15 protein-coding genes and 2 tRNA genes are annotated in these 17,465 nt (G+C 52.7%); 8 read left to right on the top strand and 9 right to left on the bottom strand.

The features are described from left to right. Positions 1–3: 3 nt before the first annotated feature. The 5 genes from gap (at position 4) to HVZ52_RS12125 (ending at position 3,044) form a co-directional block, all read left to right on the top strand. On the top strand, positions 4–1,014 hold the full coding sequence (gene gap, locus HVZ52_RS12105) for a type I glyceraldehyde-3-phosphate dehydrogenase (protein WP_181598280.1): 1,011 nt from the start codon (positions 4–6) through the stop codon (positions 1,012–1,014). 267 nt (positions 1,015–1,281) lie between these two features. Next, the gene (locus tag HVZ52_RS12110) at positions 1,282–1,764 is read left to right on the top strand and encodes a glutathione peroxidase (protein WP_016152944.1); all 483 of its coding nucleotides are present in this window, start codon (positions 1,282–1,284) and stop codon (positions 1,762–1,764) included. Between the two features lie 199 nt (positions 1,765–1,963). Further along, positions 1,964–2,040, top strand: a tRNA-Val gene (locus tag HVZ52_RS12115). A 4-nt stretch (positions 2,041–2,044) separates the two neighbouring features. Then, positions 2,045–2,121, top strand: a tRNA-Val gene (locus HVZ52_RS12120). A 200-nt stretch (positions 2,122–2,321) separates the two neighbouring features. Then, positions 2,322–3,044: a substrate-binding domain-containing protein gene (locus tag HVZ52_RS12125; protein ID WP_181598281.1), complete on the top strand. Its 723-nt coding sequence runs from the start codon at positions 2,322–2,324 to the stop codon at positions 3,042–3,044. Here the strand turns inward: HVZ52_RS12125 and HVZ52_RS12130 are convergent. From HVZ52_RS12130 to puuE, 4 genes are all read right to left on the bottom strand, one after another. Further along, a complete protein-coding gene (locus HVZ52_RS12130) occupies positions 3,031–3,783 on the bottom strand; it encodes an ABC transporter ATP-binding protein (RefSeq protein WP_181598282.1) in 753 nt (250 codons plus the stop codon). The two genes, HVZ52_RS12125 and HVZ52_RS12130, sit on opposite strands and share 14 nt — an antisense overlap. Then, entirely contained in the window at positions 3,780–4,784 is a 1,005-nt protein-coding gene (locus HVZ52_RS12135) for an iron ABC transporter permease (protein ID WP_181598283.1), read from the bottom strand. Before HVZ52_RS12135 ends, HVZ52_RS12130 begins: the two co-directional genes overlap by 4 nt. Then, the gene (locus HVZ52_RS12140; RefSeq protein ID WP_047358855.1) at positions 4,771–5,826 is read right to left on the bottom strand and encodes an ABC transporter substrate-binding protein; all 1,056 of its coding nucleotides are present in this window, start codon (positions 5,824–5,826) and stop codon (positions 4,771–4,773) included. Before HVZ52_RS12140 ends, HVZ52_RS12135 begins: the two co-directional genes overlap by 14 nt. A gap of 175 nt (positions 5,827–6,001) precedes the next feature. Further along, positions 6,002–7,264 (bottom strand): 4-aminobutyrate transaminase, encoded by a 1,263-nt coding sequence (gene puuE / locus HVZ52_RS12145; protein WP_016152939.1) that lies wholly within the window; start codon positions 7,262–7,264, stop codon positions 6,002–6,004. Positions 7,265–7,370: 106 nt separating this feature from the next. Here puuE and HVZ52_RS12150 point away from each other — a divergent pair, with 106 nt between their 5' ends. Then, entirely contained in the window at positions 7,371–8,846 is a 1,476-nt protein-coding gene (locus HVZ52_RS12150) for a PLP-dependent aminotransferase family protein (protein WP_181598284.1), read from the top strand. Between the two features lie 47 nt (positions 8,847–8,893). On the opposite strand, the gene HVZ52_RS12155 is transcribed toward HVZ52_RS12150, so the two are convergent. From HVZ52_RS12155 to HVZ52_RS12170, 4 genes are all read right to left on the bottom strand, one after another. After that, entirely contained in the window at positions 8,894–10,102 is a 1,209-nt protein-coding gene (locus HVZ52_RS12155) for a cytochrome c (RefSeq protein WP_181598285.1), read from the bottom strand. A 3-nt stretch (positions 10,103–10,105) separates the two neighbouring features. After that, positions 10,106–11,998 (bottom strand): FAD/NAD(P)-binding protein, encoded by a 1,893-nt coding sequence (locus tag HVZ52_RS12160; RefSeq protein ID WP_181598286.1) that lies wholly within the window; start codon positions 11,996–11,998, stop codon positions 10,106–10,108. An 88-nt stretch (positions 11,999–12,086) separates the two neighbouring features. After that, positions 12,087–12,560 (bottom strand): ester cyclase, encoded by a 474-nt coding sequence (locus HVZ52_RS12165; RefSeq protein WP_052733163.1) that lies wholly within the window; start codon positions 12,558–12,560, stop codon positions 12,087–12,089. Positions 12,561–12,571: 11 nt separating this feature from the next. Further along, positions 12,572–13,999, bottom strand: a complete 1,428-nt coding sequence (locus HVZ52_RS12170; RefSeq protein ID WP_181598287.1) for a gamma-aminobutyraldehyde dehydrogenase — start codon at positions 13,997–13,999, stop codon at positions 12,572–12,574. A 315-nt stretch (positions 14,000–14,314) separates the two neighbouring features. Between HVZ52_RS12170 and HVZ52_RS12175 the strand changes: the two genes are divergently transcribed. After that, a complete protein-coding gene (locus tag HVZ52_RS12175; protein WP_047358859.1) occupies positions 14,315–15,040 on the top strand; it encodes a GntR family transcriptional regulator in 726 nt (241 codons plus the stop codon). A 24-nt stretch (positions 15,041–15,064) separates the two neighbouring features. Further along, a complete protein-coding gene (locus HVZ52_RS12180; protein ID WP_155574191.1) occupies positions 15,065–15,763 on the top strand; it encodes a cache domain-containing protein in 699 nt (232 codons plus the stop codon). A gap of 21 nt (positions 15,764–15,784) precedes the next feature. Here the strand turns inward: HVZ52_RS12180 and HVZ52_RS12185 are convergent, their stop codons facing one another. Further along, complete coding sequence (locus HVZ52_RS12185) at positions 15,785–17,266, bottom strand: APC family permease (RefSeq protein WP_016152931.1); 1,482 nt, start codon at positions 17,264–17,266, stop codon at positions 15,785–15,787. Positions 17,267–17,465: the final 199 nt, after the last annotated feature.

The following is a 17,465-nucleotide window of genomic DNA, read 5'->3' on the forward strand; positions in this document are numbered from 1 at the left end:
ATCATGGTAAAGGTCGGTATTAACGGTTTTGGCCGTATCGGACGTAACGTATTGCGTGCTGCACTGGGTAACCCGGAGATTCAGATCGTGGCAATCAACGATCTGACAGACAGTAAAACGCTGGCGCATCTGCTGAAATACGACTCGCTGCTCGGTAAACTCGACGCCGACGTCACCGCCGGTGAGGGGCAGTTGGTGGTTAACGGTAAATCCATTACCGTGTTCAGCGAACGCGACCCAGCCAACATCCCATGGCGTCAGCGTGAAGTCGATATTGTCATTGAAGCAACCGGCTTCTTCACTGAACGTGACAAGGCGGCGGTGCATATCCACAGCGGTGGCGCAAAACGAGTGATTATCTCCGCCCCCGGTAAGAACGATGATTTAACCATCGTGATGGGCGTTAACGATCACCTCTACTCCGCGGATAAACACTTTGTCGTCAGCAACGGTAGCTGCACCACTAACGGTCTGGCACCTGCCGCACAGGTTTTGCACCAACATTTCGGCATTAAGCATGGTTTGATGAATACCACCCACGCCTATACCAACAGCCAGGCGCTGCACGACCAGCCGGAAAAAGATCTTCGTGGTGCCCGCGCCGCTGCATTGTCGATTGTGCCCTACTCCAGCGGTGCCGCGAAGGCGCTAGGCAAAGTCATCCCGGAGCTGGATGGTCGCTTAACCGGTTACTCGCTGCGCGTACCGGTTCCGGTGGTGTCCATTGTCGACCTGACCGTAACGCTTGAGCGGGATGTAACAGCAGAGGAGGTCAATAATGCGTTTCGTGACGCCGCCGCGACAGGGCCACTGAAAGGGATCCTCGGCTATAGCGATGAACCGCTTGTCTCAAGCGATTACCAGGGTGACCCGCGCTCATCCATCATCGACGGCCTGTCAACGCTGGTGATTGGCGGCAATATGGTCAAAATTCTGGCGTGGTACGACAACGAATGGGGATTCTCTAATCGCCTCGTCGACCTGGTATTGCTAATGGCAAAGCACGAACGTTAATCCCCTGTTCTCACACTCTCTCTAAATCCACGCCAGGCGTGGATTTTTTTATATTTGTCACGTGTTTGTCGCAGTGACAATCGCCCACAACGTCACGTCCCCCATTTTTAGTCGTCACCTAACGATGCTGCTGGGGTGACGCGTTTAAAAAAATTAGCGATAACCCGACAAAATAATAAATCGGCATCACTTTAACGGTCAGTTTATTAATCAGACAGTTGCGACCATAATAAAATGAGTAATGCGATCTTATTTGAGGATTCCGGCATGATCACCTTTTATCAACTTACAGCCACCCGTCTGCATGGTGAGCCTGTCTCTATGGCCGACTATGCTGGCAAACTGGTTCTGGTGGTCAATACTGCCAGCCATTGTGGCTTCACGCCGCAATATGCAGGCCTCGAAGCGCTTTACAAGAAGTACGCCGCGCAGGGTCTGGTGGTGCTTGGTTTCCCCTGCAACCAGTTCGGTAATCAGGAGCCCGGCGGGGCCGACGAAATCTCGCAAACCTGTCACATCAACTACGGTGTGAGCTTCCCGATATTTGAGAAAGTGGAAGTCAACGGTGCGGCTACGCATCCGGTGTTTCGTTACCTGAAAAACGAATTACCCGGCGTGCTGGGTGGGCGTATCAAGTGGAATTTCACTAAGTTCCTGATCGGGCGTGACGGCAAACCGCTCAAGCGTTTTGCGCCGTTCACTACCCCTGAGAAAATAGAAACCGCGATCCTTGCTGCGCTTAAAGTCTGAGCGCACCTGTCATTCAAACCGTCCCCATTATGCCCCAGCGCACTGTCTGAATAAAAAACACGCTGCAAAATCAACAAAATATAATCAACTTGCTTAATTACTCTGCAATCGCGTGAGTTCAGGAAGAAAAATGCTATTTCCCTCTTGCCTCATTCGGTCTGTGCCGCTAATATTCGTCCCCGTTGTCACCTACAACGTTGCGTTCATAGCTCAGTTGGTTAGAGCACCACCTTGACATGGTGGGGGTCGTTGGTTCGAGTCCAATTGAACGCACCATCTTGCGTCCGTAGCTCAGTTGGTTAGAGCACCACCTTGACATGGTGGGGGTCGGTGGTTCGAGTCCACTCGGACGCACCAAATTATTTCTATGATTTGGTGCTATTTCCCTTAGTTACACCTCATAATTTCTTTTTATTGCCTTCTGTTCGTAACCTTAAGCTTAATCATTACTCCGTATGATGCTGGCACAAAGCGATAGGCCAAAGCCTTCTAAACTCTATGCTCAGCGCGTATCATTTATCCTCTTCGCAAACCTTTTTCGTCAGAGATCGGATACCATGCCCTCTTCCATTCTTCTGTTTGCCGCGGGCAGTTTACGCCTGGCATTTGCCCCTTTGATAAGCCAGTTCTCGCGCCATAGCGGAATAGACGTGAAGGTGGAATATGGTCCGGCCGGTTTATTACGTGAGCGTATTGAAGCCGGTGAACCGTGTGCGCTCTTTGCCTCAGCCAATCGGGAGCACCCGCAACGCCTGCTGGCTTTGCAAAAAGCTGTCCTCACGCAAACCTTTAGCTGGAATCAACTGAGTCTGGTCAGCAACCGAAACGGCGCCTGGCTGGATTTGCTCCGCGACCCAACGCTACGAATAGGTACATCCACGCCCGGCTGCGACCCTTCCGGAGACTATACCTGGGCATTTTTCGACAATATGGATGTACTGGAGCCAGGACTCGGACAACAGCTTCGGGCGCGCGCCATCCCGCTGGTTGGTGGGCGTGATACGGTGAAAATCCCGTCTGGTGAACTAGCGAGCGCCTGGATCCTTCGCCAGGGACTGGCCGATCTGTTTATCGGCTACGCGCATTACGCGAAAACGCTGCACGCCCAACCCGACGTGCATTATGTAGCTATCCCTGATGAGCACAATATTCGCTGCGAATACCAACTGGCGGTGCTCGACGCATCCAACGAGGTGATGGCGCTGGTTAAATTCATGCTCTCCAACGGCGGTCAGGCGTTTCTTACCGCCGCCGGGTTCTTACCTCTTAACGACGAATAGTAAACAGCGGTGCGATAAACGGCGTCGGGTGGTTCTCTACACGGAGTTTTCGCAGCGGTAAGCCATAGGCCAGGAACAGATTCTCTTCCGTCACAATGCTGTCCGTTGGCCCTGCCCGCCATTTTCCTTCGGGGAGCAGCAGCAAAGTATGGGTGGCTATTTGTAACGCATGCAGCGGATCGTGGGTCGAAAAAAGAATGCTGCATCCCTGTAGATGAGCCAGATCGCTGATGAGCTGAAGCACCACCTGCTGATTGGCGAGATCCAGCGCGGAGCACGGTTCATCAAGCAGCAGCGTTTGACACTCCGTCACCAGCGCCCGGGCTATCATCACCAGTTGCTGTTGACCCCCGGAAAGTGAGCTAAACGAGTGGGAAGCAAGCTGGGCAATATTTAACTGCTCCAGCGCCTGGGTCGCTCTTTGTTGATCCTGCTGGCTGGGTTGCGCAAAAAGCTTCACGTGCTGTGCCCGCCCCATCAGCACCACGTCGCTCACCGTATAAGGAAATGGCAGGTGGCAATGCTGCGCCACAATCCCTATCCCGCCGTCAATTTCAATGCTGCCGTCCAAAGCTGGCAGCGTGCCGGTTAGCGTATCGAGCAGCGTACTTTTACCCAGGCCGTTACGTCCCAGCACAGCCCAGATCTCACCTTTCTGACAACTGAATGTAAGCGGCTCAAATAGCGGCACGCGATACCCATAGGTAAGCGTATTTACACGCAATGCGGCAGGTTTCATGATGTCCCCCGGCGGCTGGAGCGGATGAGTAAAAAAGCAAACAGCGGCGCGCCGAATAATGCGGTGATGATCCCAAGCGGTATCTCCGCGTGCATCAGGGTACGGGCAATATCATCCACCACAATCATAAAACCGCCTCCCATCCAGAAGGCGCACGGCAGCAGACGACGATGATCAACCCCCACCAGCAAACGCGCCAGATGCGGAATAACCAACCCAACCCAGGCGATACTGCCGCTGACCGCTACCTGAGCGGCGACTAAACAAGCGCAGCACAGCAAAACGCTGCGTCGCAGAGGAACTACCGCGACGCCTAGCGAACGGGCATCTTTATCATTGAGTGATAACAGGTTTATCCGCCAGCGTAGCTGGTACAAAACTGTCGCAGCGATACCGACTGGAATCGCCAACAGCAGAACTTTATGCCAGTTAGCCGTCGCAAAGCTGCCGAGCAGCCAGAACACGATATTGGGTAACGTTTCTTCGGTATCAGCCTGATACTGAATCAGGCTCACCAGCGCGGCAAAAAAACCACTCAAAATGATACCCGACAGGATCAGCACCAGCGTATTCTCCAGCCCCTGCAGCGCAGCAATGGCATACACCAGGACCAGCGCCGTCAGACCGAAGAAAAACGTTGAACCCATCATCAACCACGGCGACAGGCCGAGCAGAATAGCCAGCGTTCCGCCAAAAGCGGCCCCGGACGTCACGCCAATAATATGCGGGTCGACCAGCGGATTATGAAATACCCCTTGCAGCGTCGCGCCACATAACCCCAACGCCCCACCCGCCAGCAGCGCCATCAGAATTCGCGGTAGCCTGACCGTCCAGATAACCTGACCGGCAATCCCTTCAGCGTCGCTATAGTGCATCAGGTGATAAAAGACTTCGCTTAACGACAGCGGATATTGTCCGAGGCACAACGAACCAAGGCCCAGCAACAGGACCATCGCGATTAAGAGTGGTTGCTGGAGTAAAATGCGCTTACTTAACTGCATCAGGCTGCCAGTTCACACCATAAAAACGCTGATAGTAGTCTTGCGCCTGCGCATCAACATCCACGTCTTTATAGGCGTCCGGGTACAGTTTTTTGGCCATCCACAGCTCACCAATCGCCAACGCTTCTGGCATCGGATAGCCCCAGGCTTTGGCGTACTCAGGCATCAACCAGACGCGATGATTTTTCACCGCATCAATCCCCTGCCAGTTAGGATCGTTTTGGATCTCCGTTACCACCTGCGGGTAGCGATCCTGAACAAAAATTACCTGCGGGTTCCACGCCAATACCTGTTCCAGCGCAACCTGACGGGCGCCTTTTACACTGGCAGCCGCCACGTTTAGCCCACCCGCGTGCTGCATCATGAGTCCCGTGTACTTCCCGGAACCGTAAGTCATCAGGTCGGGGTTAGCCATATAAATACGGACTTTTTGCGCATCCGGGATTTTTGCGACCGGCGCATTGAATTTTGCCCGCGCCGCAAAAACGTAGTCGATCAACGTCTCAGCTTGCGGTTTGCGCCCCACGACGTCCGCAATCAGGCGAATCCCCTGCTTTAACCCTTCGTTGTAGACCTGCTCTTCATCTGCCATGGTCGGGTTCATTTTATTCTGTTGCCCGGCTGCATCCTTGCGCAATGAGATTGCCACGACCGGAATACCGGCGTTCTGAATCTGCTGGATCATCTCCGCAGGCGCATAGTTGGCGACAAAAACCACCTGTGGATGAATCGCCAGTAGGCTTTCAATATTCACGCTGGTGAGATCGCCCGGCGTCGGCAATGTGGCAATTGTCGGCATAAAGCGCGCAAACTCAGGCCCGAGCTGTTTTTTCCAACTCGACATCACGCCAATAATGTCCTGCTGAGCATTAAGCTGGACCAGAATATTCAGCGTCTGGTGTTGCAGCACGACCACTTTGTCGACGTGGTCCGGAATCGTGACCTGACGACCAAGCTGGTCGGTGATTGTACGGTCGGCCTGGGCAGAAAACGCAAACAACATGCTGGCGCATACCAGCACAAAAGAGCGGAAAGTTAACATGGGATACCATCTGGATAGCGGAGTAAAAACGATGTGTATTAAATTATATAACGATATAACAGGCAACCCATTCGCGATAAATACCGCACGACACACGAGGAAGATCAATTTATGCCGACAAAAAAGCCGACGGTGATGACCACCGTCGGCTGTGGGTAACACTATGACTAACAGATTATTTGGTTGCCGCTTTAATGATATCGAGCGCTTTGGCGAACTGATCCTGCGGGATCGTCAGCGGATAAAGGAAACGAATAACGTTGCCATACTGACCGCAGGTCAGCAGCAGTAATCCTTGCTCAAGGGCTTTCTTCTGCACGCGTTGTGCGGCGGCTGCGTTGGGTTCTCCCGTCGCTGCATCACAGAATTCAGCGGCGATCATAGAGCCTAAGCCGCGCACTTCGGCCAGTTCAGGACACCCGGTTTGCGCGTCAGTCAGAGTGGCGCGCAGTTGTTCGCCAAGAGCTGCCGCACGCTGGCACAGCTGTTCATCACGAATAATATCCAGCACCGCATGAGCTGCCGCAATTGACAGCGGGTTTCCGGCGTAGGTTCCGCCCAGACCACCCGGCGCAGGCGCATCCATAATTTCAGCTTTGCCCACGACGCCAGACAGCGGCATACCGCCTGCAAGGCTTTTTGCCATAGTCATCAGGTCAGCTTTGTCAGCATAGTGGTCCATCGCAAATAACTGGCCTGTACGGGCAAACCCGCTTTGCACCTCATCGGCGATCATCACGATGCCATGCTCGTCGCAAATACGGCGGATGGCAGCCACAAACTCCGGCGGCGCCACCACGAAGCCCCCTTCGCCCTGGACGGGTTCGAAAATAATCGCCGCGACCTGGGTGGGATCGATATCGGCTTTAAACAGGCGCTCAATCGCTTTGATGGAGTCCGCCGTAGAAATCCCCTGCAACTCGCAAGGATACGGTGCGTGGTAAACGGAGCCAGGGAACGGGCCGAACCCTTTTTTATACGGCGCCACCTTGCCGGTTAACGCCATCGTCATGTAGGTACGCCCATGAAAACCGCCGCCAAAAGCAATAACGCCAGGACGGCCGGTATGTGCGCGCGCAATTTTCACCGCATTTTCGACCGCTTCAGCCCCGGTGGTGAAGAATGTGGTTTTGCGCTTGCCGTCGATTGGCGCAACGGCGTTGATTTTCTCAGCCAAAGACACATAGCTTTCGTACGGGACAATCTGATAAGCCGTATGGGTAAAAGCCTGCAGTTGCGCTTCGACTGCCTGCACCAGGCGAGGATGACGGTGTCCGGTGTTCAGCACGGCAATCCCGGCGGCAAAATCAATGTACTGATTGCCTTCGATATCGGTAATTGTGCTGTTTTCTGCTGACTGGGCATAAAAATCACACATTACACCCACGCCACGCGGGGTGGCATCCAGACGACGTTGTTGCAGGTTTTTATTGTTCATTCTCTACACCTTGTCCATTAATACATTTAGGTTGAATTACCCTTTAAATTTAGACGCCATCTGGTACTTTAATCGAGAGCCAAATCGTTTTATTTTAAGGATCCAAATGCGTTCACTTGCCGGAGATGTGATCAAGCAGGCATTTAGCCAGCAGACCGATGAAAAGCTGCATCGTCGCCTGTATGCCGCCATCTGCAGTTGCATCCTCGAAGGTAGCCTGAAACCGGCTACCCGAATGCCTCCGTCGCGTGACCTGGCAGGCGAACTGACGCTATCGCGCAATACCGTCCTGCGGGTTTACGAGCAATTGCAGGCCGAAGGTTATATTTCCGCGCGCACCAGCAGCGGCACATTTGTCACCGACAGCGTGCTGGACAATCTCGACCTGCGTCCCCACAAAGAGCCCGTTGCCGCCACACTGGAGGATCACACCCGCTTATCTGCCCGCTGCCTTGAGCTGCTGGGTCATGCCAGCGCCAGCCCCCGTCAATGGGGCGCATTTATTCCAGGCGTGCCTGATGTGGAGCATTTCCCTCACCGGGTGCTCAAAAAAATTCAGGATCGGCTGGCGAGGCGCTTGCGCCCGGAGTTTCTCACTTACGATGCCGCAGGCGGCGTGACTGAGCTGAAAGAAGCGCTGGCAGACTATCTGCGCACCGCACGCGGGGTACGGTGTTCACCGGCGCAAATTCTGATTACTGAAGGTATTCACCAGGCGCTGGATCTGGTGACCCGGACGCTATGCAACCCGGGGGATAACGCCTGGATTGAGGAGCCGGGCTACTGGGGAATCAAAAATATTCTGCGCATCAATGCGGTTAACTTTTCGGCGATCCCGGTTGATGAACAAGGTATGGTGCCGCCGGAGGCTGGCGAATCTGCGCCAAAGCTGATTTTTGTGACACCGTCACATCAATATCCGCTCGGTTCGGTAATGAGCCTCAACCGCCGTCGGGCACTTCTCTTTCGCGCACGTGAAACGCGAAGCTGGATAGTGGAAGATGACTACGACAGCGAATTTCGCTTTTCCGGCCAGCCAATTCCATCATTGCAGGGACTGGAAGAAGAGACGCCGGTCATCTATATCGGGACATTCAGTAAAACACTCTATCCCGCACTGCGGCTCGGGTATGTGGTACTGCCCAAACCGCTCGCCGCGCCGCTGAAGAAGGTTCATAACGACCTCTATCGTGGTGGACATTTGCTGATTCAGGCAGCGCTGGCGGAGTTTATCCGCGAGGGTTACTACGCGGCGCACATTCGTAAAATGCGCCAGTTGTACAGTCGTCGCCGCCAGACGTTGGTGGAGCTTATCAGTCGCCAGTTGGGCGAGCAGTATCTTGGCTCCTTCAGCAGCAACGCCGGGCTGCACATGATTCTACAGTTGCCCGTCGGGAGCGATGACGTTCTCATTGCCCAACAGGCGAATGCGCAAGGGCTGCTGGTGCGCCCGCTGTCTCGCTACTACGTGAATGAAGAGAAACGCAGCGGCCTGCTGCTGGGATTTGCCAGTATTGAAGAGCATGAAATGGCGGCGGCGTTTACCCGACTGGTGGGTATTATCAGAGTAAACGCCGTTTAAGCACTGCCGGATGGCGCTGCAAGCACCTTGTCCATCCGACATGCTGTTTAATGTGACGCTTTTTTAATCCCTGCCAGGTCCTCCTGGCTTACTTCGCCATTCCCTTCTCCCCAACTTTTACGCACGTAATTAATCACGTCGCGCATTTCGTTGTCGCTTAACATGCCACCGTAAGCCGGCATCTTAAAGGAGACGCTGCCACGCGTTGTCGGTGTTTCTGCGCCGTGGGCAATCACTCTGAACAGCGGCGTCGGGTCATCAACCATCACCAGCGGATTGTTGATCAAAGAAGGTGCGTTATCATCCGTACCTTTCCCCTCCAGACCGTGACAGGTGGAGCAGTAGCGGTTATAGGTCACTTTGCCCGCCTCGGATGAATGCGACCAGGACACCGTAGTTGCCGCTGCGCGCACCGTTTCAGGCTTCTCGCTTTTCAGGCTCAGCAGATATTGCGCGATCGCCGTGGCATCGTCATCGGTCAGGTACTGTGTACTCTGCGTAACGACTTCAGCCATCGAACCTGAAACCGCGGCATGCTTGCTTTTACCGGTCAGCAACAGCGATTTTAATTCCTGCTCAGACATTCCCGTGCCGCGCAGCGAAGGCGCATACCAGCCGTCGATCATCGCGCCGCTCAGGTACTCGGCATCAGCATTGGTATACGCTTTTTCGTTCATCGCCATGCCTCTCGGGGTATGGCAAGAACCGCAGTGTCCGGGACCTTCCACCAGATAAGCGCCCCGTTTTACTAGCGCAGCGTTGTCATCCGTTTTTGCACGCTCTACAGCCGTCGCTGGCACGTCGGTAAACAGCCAGTTCCAGATATGCAGCGGCCAGCGGGCGGAGAGTAGCCACGGAATGGCATTCTCTTTATTGGGCTGCCCAGAGGGGGTGACATCATGCATAAAATAGCGATACAACGCCTGTACATCGTCATCAGAAAGTTTTGCGTAAGAGGGATAAGGCATGGCCGGATATAACGGATGACCATCTTTAGCAATTCCCTGACGTACGGCCTTGTCAAAATCCTCGTATGAGTAATTACCAATACCCTGGGTCTTGTCTGGGGTAATGTTGGTCGAATAAATATCCCCTACCGGAGTAGGAAACTTTTTGCCACCCGCCATCGCCGCCCCCCCTTCGGTGGTATGACAGGCCACACAGTCAGAGATACGGGCGATATATTCGCCATTAGATTCCGCTGCACTCACAGAGGCGGTAAACAAACAGGCGGCAAGAACGGTTACGTTACGCATAGATCACCCCATATCCTTGAGTTCATTAACCGCACGCCATGCCTGGTCGATGGCCGTATGGGCATAAGCGCCCCAGTCAGAATCGGAATTAGCGATGGCAATGCGACCAACTGGCTGACGCGCCCGCTCGATAATTTCTGGCATTTTATCCATATCATCGAACAACGCGTTGGCGTAATACGCATAGCCATGCGCCCAGCGGTTAACAGTAATGGCGGAGATATCGCGTTGATTATCAAAGCCCGTTGAGCCAAACATTTCCTGCAACTGGGAGCGAATCATCTCCTCATGCGTCGCAAATGTGGTCCCCAGTAAATACGCTCGCCCCAGACGGAACTGCTCTCTGGCCGACAGATTACTGCCTGGATAAGTAGGCACATAGACCATGTGAATGACCATCGGATCGTCCGGTGAGGCCGGGTGTTGATACCCGCCGATGCTGACCGGATAGTCGAGCTTAATCCGGCTGTATGGTGCCGCCGGAGAGTAAAATTCATGCACGCCAAGCTGTTTGAACGCCTGCCAGTTTTTGACCACCACATTGGTATACACCAGCGGTGCCTTCACGTTCAGTTTGAGATCCGCCTGCTGCTGTTCCGGCATCTCAGGCACCAGATACGGGATCATCATGTTATAGCCCGCCATGATGGTGTTTTTACCGCGCACGCGATGCATTTTGCCGTCACGCAGATAGGTCACCACCACGCCATCCTCTGTGTTGGCCGCATTAATCACCGTGCTGTTCAGACGCAGGCGCGTGGTGTTTTCCGGCAGATCCAGCTTTTCGTAATGCAGTCTGGCAAGGACAGAGTCTTCCATCGTGTTACCCGGTAGCGCATCCGGCAGCATATACCTGACTAACAGTCGGGCCAGCCCGGCGTTACCGTCAGGGAAATGGTAAACATACGGCTCTTCGAGGTCGGCCAGCGACTCGCCGTCCAACGGCGGTAGTCCCAGCGCCTCCATGCCGGGTAATGCGCACGCCCTGGCATCGCTACAGGAAATGCCTTCAATGCCGATGGCAAAGAAGTCATTAGAACGCTGCTGAAAATAAAGCAGCGCCATTTTGCTCAAACCAACTTTTGTGGCCAAAAATTCACTGTAGCTGTGGGTATCCAGCCATTCCATTTTCTCATCGACCGTCATGCCCGGAAGATAGTCGCCAGGATGGACGTGCAGGTCGATCAACGCCTTTCGGTCATGCTCACTTAGCGGAAAATCATTGATAAAGTCTTCAATTTTACGGCCATTGAGTCTGTTCGGCGGGATATCATCAGATACCGCGCGCCCCGGATCGCCGCTGACGATTTTTGTTTCGCCAAAATTCTTTTTGTCGAAGAAAACACCGCGACTGAGCTGCCAGTCGGGGTAGAAGTTTACGTCAAAACTCTCTTTTAACCGCGTGACGCTGACGCCCACGGTTTCCATCAGTTTTTGCACCTCAGGGCTGAAATTGTGCGCGGGCGACTGGAATGCTTCGCTGCCGCCATAGCCGAGTAATTTCTTACCTGAGCTCGTAAATTCGTTACGTTTGGCGTGCCCGCCAAAATCGTCATGGTTATCGAGGATCAGGATCCGGCTATTTTGCCCGGCAAGCTGGCGCCAGAAACAACCGGCAGCCAGCCCGCTAATACCGCCGCCCACAATCACCAGATCGTACTCTTCCTCAACGGGCAGAGCGTTTAAATCAAAATGTTTATGCTCGCGGCCTACTGCATGCGCCATTTCAAACGATCCAGGATGATTACCCCGCAGCCCCGTCAGCCCTGGCGGATAATAATTTCCATCTATAAATGCGTTTCCCTTTCCTGCCGCCCTGACCCATTCCAGCGGGGTAAGCCCCGCCGCAATAGTCACCGCGACGCCGTTGAGAAAATCACGTCTGGTAATTGCCATTAACTTTTTTCCTTATTGCTACACACTGCCCTAAATACGACACAAATAAGAGATGTCCCCCTTCATAGTAATAAAGGGGTACAGCCGACTATTTCCCTGGCTTTAACTCTTCATCCAGTTTTTTAGAATCATAATAATCACCCTGCCAGGTGATTTTACCTGCTTTAACATGAATATAGCTGACACCTTCAAATTTTATCGGATTATTTGTCGGCGGACTCCCTGCCCATTCACCACTATTTTTGCCTGAAAATTCCCAACGAAACGCCACGGTATCTTCGTCGTAAACGGGTTTGCCGACCATTTTCCAGCTCAGATCTGGCACCGCCTTAATAAAGGCACCGATAACGTCTTTTTCAGCTTTTTCTCTGCCATTTATCGGTTCGCCAGCGGCGGCATCATAATAGACTGCGTCATCAGCAAGATATTGCGCGGCTCGCGAAGCATCGTGTGCATTCCAGGCCGCCATATACTCTTTAACGGTATTCAGCGATGTGCTTTCTGCCAGGCTATAGCCCGAGAACATCACGAATGAAAGCACCGCTATGTTTAATGTTTTCATCGAAATCCTCTCTATTCAGAAATGTCACACATGATATGTTTCACCCGGGTATATTCTTCGAGCGAATAGGATGAGAGATCTTTGCCATAACCCGATTTTTTGAACCCGCCGTGCGGCATTTCGGCGCACAGAGGAATGTGATGGTTAATCCACACGGTGCCAAAATCGAGGTCAATGCTGAAGCGCTGTGCGCGACCATGGTTACTGGTCCAGACGCTGGCGGCCAGACCATATTCCACATCATTCGCTTTGTGTAGACCCTCTTCATCAGTCGAAAACGGCTGAATAGTCATTACCGGTCCAAATACTTCATGCTGAATAGCTTCGTCATGTTGATGCAATCCGGAGACGATCGTCGGCTCAAAATAGAAGCCCGGACCTGGCCCGGCACGCCCACCTGTTTCAATTTTTGCATGTGCCGGTAAACGCGCAATAAAGCCTTTCACCTGCTCCAGTTGGTTTTTACTGTTCAATGCGCCATATAGCGCAGCCTGATCCGCTGGCGGTCCAAATTTAATACTCTTCGTTTTCTGAACCAGCTTTTCCAGGAATTCAGCGTAGATGGATTGTTCGACCAGAATACGCGTAGCCGCCGTGCAATCCTGGCCGGCATTGAAGAAGCCTGCCGTGGTGATCGTCGCGATCGCCTTGTCCATATCTGCATCAGCAAACACCACCGCAGGCGCTTTCCCGCCCAATTCCAGATGCGCCTTGGTCAGGTTCGCCGCTGCCGAAGCCGCAACCTGTAGACCCGCGCGGACCGAACCGGTAATCGAAACCAGTGAGGCCTTCGGGTTTGAAACCACCAGCGAACCGGTGCTGGCTTTACCTAATACGACGTTAAACGCCCCTCTTGGGAACAACGGCGCGGCCAGTTCAGCTAACAGCAGCGTGCTGACCGGCGTGGTGTCGCTGGGTTTTAATACGACCGTATTGCCTGCTGCCAGCGCTGGCGCAATCTTCCATACCGCCATCATGAACGGGTAGTTCCATGGCGTGACTTGTCCAACGATACCCAGCGGTTCACGGCGGATAGTCGAGGTAAACCCGGCGGAATATTCCCCTGCCGCTTTCCCTTCAAGACAGCGCGCCGCACCGGCAAAAAAGCGGATGGCATCGCAGGATGCCGCGATCTCTTCCTTCTCAATAAAATGGCGAAGCTGACCGGTCTCCTGACTCTGCGCGTTCACCAGCCGCTCAACGTTTCGTTCAATCTCATCTGCCAGCTGCAATAACGCCTTTTGCCGCTGTGCCGGCGTCGATTTTCGCCAGATGCTAAACGCCGCCTCCGCCGCCGAGTAGGCCTGCTCCACCTCTTCCGCATTGGCGTTGGGTGATAATGCATACGTTTCGCCGTCGACCGGACTCACCAGTTCGAAGGTATCTTCGCTACGACCTGCTACGTATTGCCCATTGATAAAATGCTTCAGGGTTTTCATGTCTGTCTCCTGCCCGTTAATACATAAAGAAACTTATGTAATATATATATTGTAAAAGATTTTCAAATGCGCAACATTGACACTATGATAAGCCTCGCATTTTTAACTTAATTTTTACATTTTCGGGATAAGGCTTTTCATCGTGAGCCGAGGCTTTATGCTCAGCTCATCATGAAGTTATCGGGACACACATCCGCTTGTGCAGTGACGTTGCGCATAGGCATGTAAAATAACTCGGCCATTCTTACCTTCCTTGCCTGACGGGCATGTGTTAAAAATGGTCGTTGTTTCAGGGAATTGAGTGCAGAAAAGATTATGATTACTCACGCGGTCATATTTGCGCCTATCGGGCAGGTCAGTCGTTCAGACCAGATAGTGCAGCGCCTGTCAAACGCCATTATCACGGGGTTGCTGGAGCCAAAAGAACAGCTCCCCAACGAAACTGATTTGGCAAAGATGATGGGTGTCTCACATATCACTATCAGAGAAGCGCTAAACACGCTTCGGGCTAATAATCTTATCCATACGGTTCGTGGTCGAAATGGCGGGAGCTTCGTTTGCGAAAATATTGATGGCAAAAACAGCGCCCTGCATCCGTTCAAAGCGATCAGTACGGATTATCTTTCTGACCTGGGCGAAATGCATTGCGCCATTATCAGCCATAGCGCAAGGCTGGCTTCCAGACGGATGACCGGCGCGGATATCGCCAAATTTCGCGAGTTTGTTGAGGTGCTCAACAAGGCAAACTCACCAGAGCTTATGACCCAGGCCGATATGCGCTGTCTACTGGCGATAGCTGCCAGTTCACATTCGGCGCGACTGGCCAATCAGGAGCTGCAGGTCCAGGCTGAATGGGCATCGCTGGTGGCGATACTTTATCGCGCAGACAACATTCATGCCGAAATTATTGCGCTTTACTCGGCACTGGCCGATGCGCTGGCAGCTCACAACGAGGCAGAATCCGTGCAGCTTGCCACACGGATCATCGACACGTTTACCTATTACCTTATTGAAAAAAAGCTGAAATATAACTCGAACTGACAATCAGTGAAGGCAGGACAGACAATGAGCTCTTCGACATCCTTAAGCGCATTAATTCGTAAGATTGATGATATTACCGCCTCTACCGTAGATTCTACCGTTGCGCTGGCGAGGAGCATCCATGAGGCGATTTCCGGGGTGCAAAAGGCCTCAGCAGAAGTTGTCCTCGATCCATCGGTGAGATCTACCGTTCAGCAACACATCAAGCGCACCCTCAGTAACAATCATTACTGTTCAGGGGCCGGGTTCGCCAGCCATATTGAGAGCACTGCCACCACAAAAGAGTATTGGCTGCTGGAATGGTGGTATAAGAAAGATAATGGTTTGAGTCAGGCGCACCTCGATTTAGATCAGGCCACCCAGCAACGCCTGGATTTCAGAACCTTCGAGTGGTTTAAGCACTCACCTCCGGCAGGAAAAGCCTATATCCACGGCCCCTACGTCGACTATATCTGCAATATTTCCTACACCCTGACCTCGGCAGTGCCGATCTACTACAACGATCAGTTTCTTGGCGTTGCCGCCGTCGATCTGCTGGTCAGTCAGATTGAGGCCGAACTGCTTTCCTGCGCTCATTCTGACTATGTCATTCTGACCAATCTGGAAAACAGAATTATCTTTTCCAGCTGGCCACGTTTTCGCGTGGGTGAATTACTCTCTCCCGCAAACAGTACCGTTGTTTATCAGAGCGACTACTTTATCCTTTATCACTATCAAAACTAAGGGCCCGAAGGCCCTTAGTTTTTAGTTATCCTGCCCCATATTCAGCTTGTTAGCGTAGGCAATGGCGTCGTTTTCCGGCGCAGCAGAGCGACCAAACGGTCGGGTCAGGAACATATAGATAAGCCCGGAGCCAACGACAATCGCCAGGCCGAACAGTACCGTCCAACGGTCGATGAAATCGCTGCTGTCTGCCGGTTGCGCCAACAACCAGATCCCACACAATCCATAGGCTAGCGCCAGCACGTTCACAATCACGCCCCAACCGCCAATGGTCCACTCCCCAGCCGGTTTCCAGCCTTTCAGGCGCTGGCGCAGTGCGGCAAGCACAACCATCTGGAACGAGATATAAATACCGATGACGGCAAACGCGGTAATACGCGACAGGTTGTCTGGCTGGAAATAGACCCAAACGCAGATGATGACTGGCAGCAGACAGCTAACAACCATGGCATTATCCGGAACGCCATTTTTAGAGATCTTTGACATCCACTCACTTCCCGGCAGCATTCTGTCACGGGAGAAAGAAAAGATAAGGCGGCTTAACGCAGCCTGCAGAGACAAAATGCACGACAGCATCGCCACAATCGCGACGATGATAAAGATAGTTGCGCCGGTTTCACCAAGTGCTTCATTAAGGATGGCCGGAATCGGGTCAGATGTTTTGCCATTCACGATACTGACCAGATTTGGTGAAGCCAGGAGGTATCCCATGACGGAAATAATCGCCGAAATCGCACCAAATACGATGCTCAAAATCATCGCAACCGGGATCTTTTTACTTGGATTCTGTACCTCTTCCGCAACGTTACCGCAGGCCTCAAAGCCAAAGAACATAAACAGCCCCATCAGCGCGGCAGACATAAATGCGGTGGAATAGCTGCCGTCATGCGCCAGCACGCCCATCGAATCAAAAATTACGGAGAATGGCTGCGAACGGTGGAATATCAGCAGATAAATTCCCAGCGCAATCACGCTAACGATTTCACACCAGAAGCCAATTTTTGCGACCCGAGCCAGATTTTTAGTCCCGGACATATTAACAGCCATCATCAAAAGCAGCAGCAGGACGGAAGTCGCCAACATAGTGGCTGGCGTCTGACCATAGTGGAAGAGCGACTCAACAAATGTTGAAGTATATTCCGCGATTGACGTAATGGTGACCACCAGTGCCCACAGGTAAATCCAGGCAGCGATCCACGCATATTTCTTGCCCCATAACCTTCTGGCCCACGGATAAAGCCCGCCGGTTATCGGATACTGGGAAGCCACCTCACCAAACACCAACGCCACTAAAAGTTGTCCACATGCGACGATTAAAATCCACCAGACTGCGGGCGGCCCCGCCAGCGTTACGGCCAGTGCAAACAGCGAATAGACGGCGGTAAGCGGCGAAAGGTAGGTAAAACCCAACGCAAAGTTTGAAATAAGACCGATCGAGCGATTGAACTGTTCTTTGCCATCTTTTTGAAAATTATCGTTTTTCTTATCAGGTGTCTGTTCCATATAGCTTTCTCTTTTGTGGAATAGTCGCAGGGTTGAACAATTAATGTATAAAAGATATTAAGTTATATGTATAGTGATTTTGTCGCCAATTTGTTAAAAATTGTCGCACATCACGTTAATGAAGAAGTGGAAGTAGAACAGTCGAGGGCACAAGCTTTTTTCGGTATTTACGCTTCACGGTTCTTTAGCAATTGCGAAT

This window comes from Citrobacter sp. RHB36-C18 (assembly GCF_013814485.1).
Lineage (GTDB): Bacteria > Pseudomonadota > Gammaproteobacteria > Enterobacterales > Enterobacteriaceae > Citrobacter > Citrobacter braakii.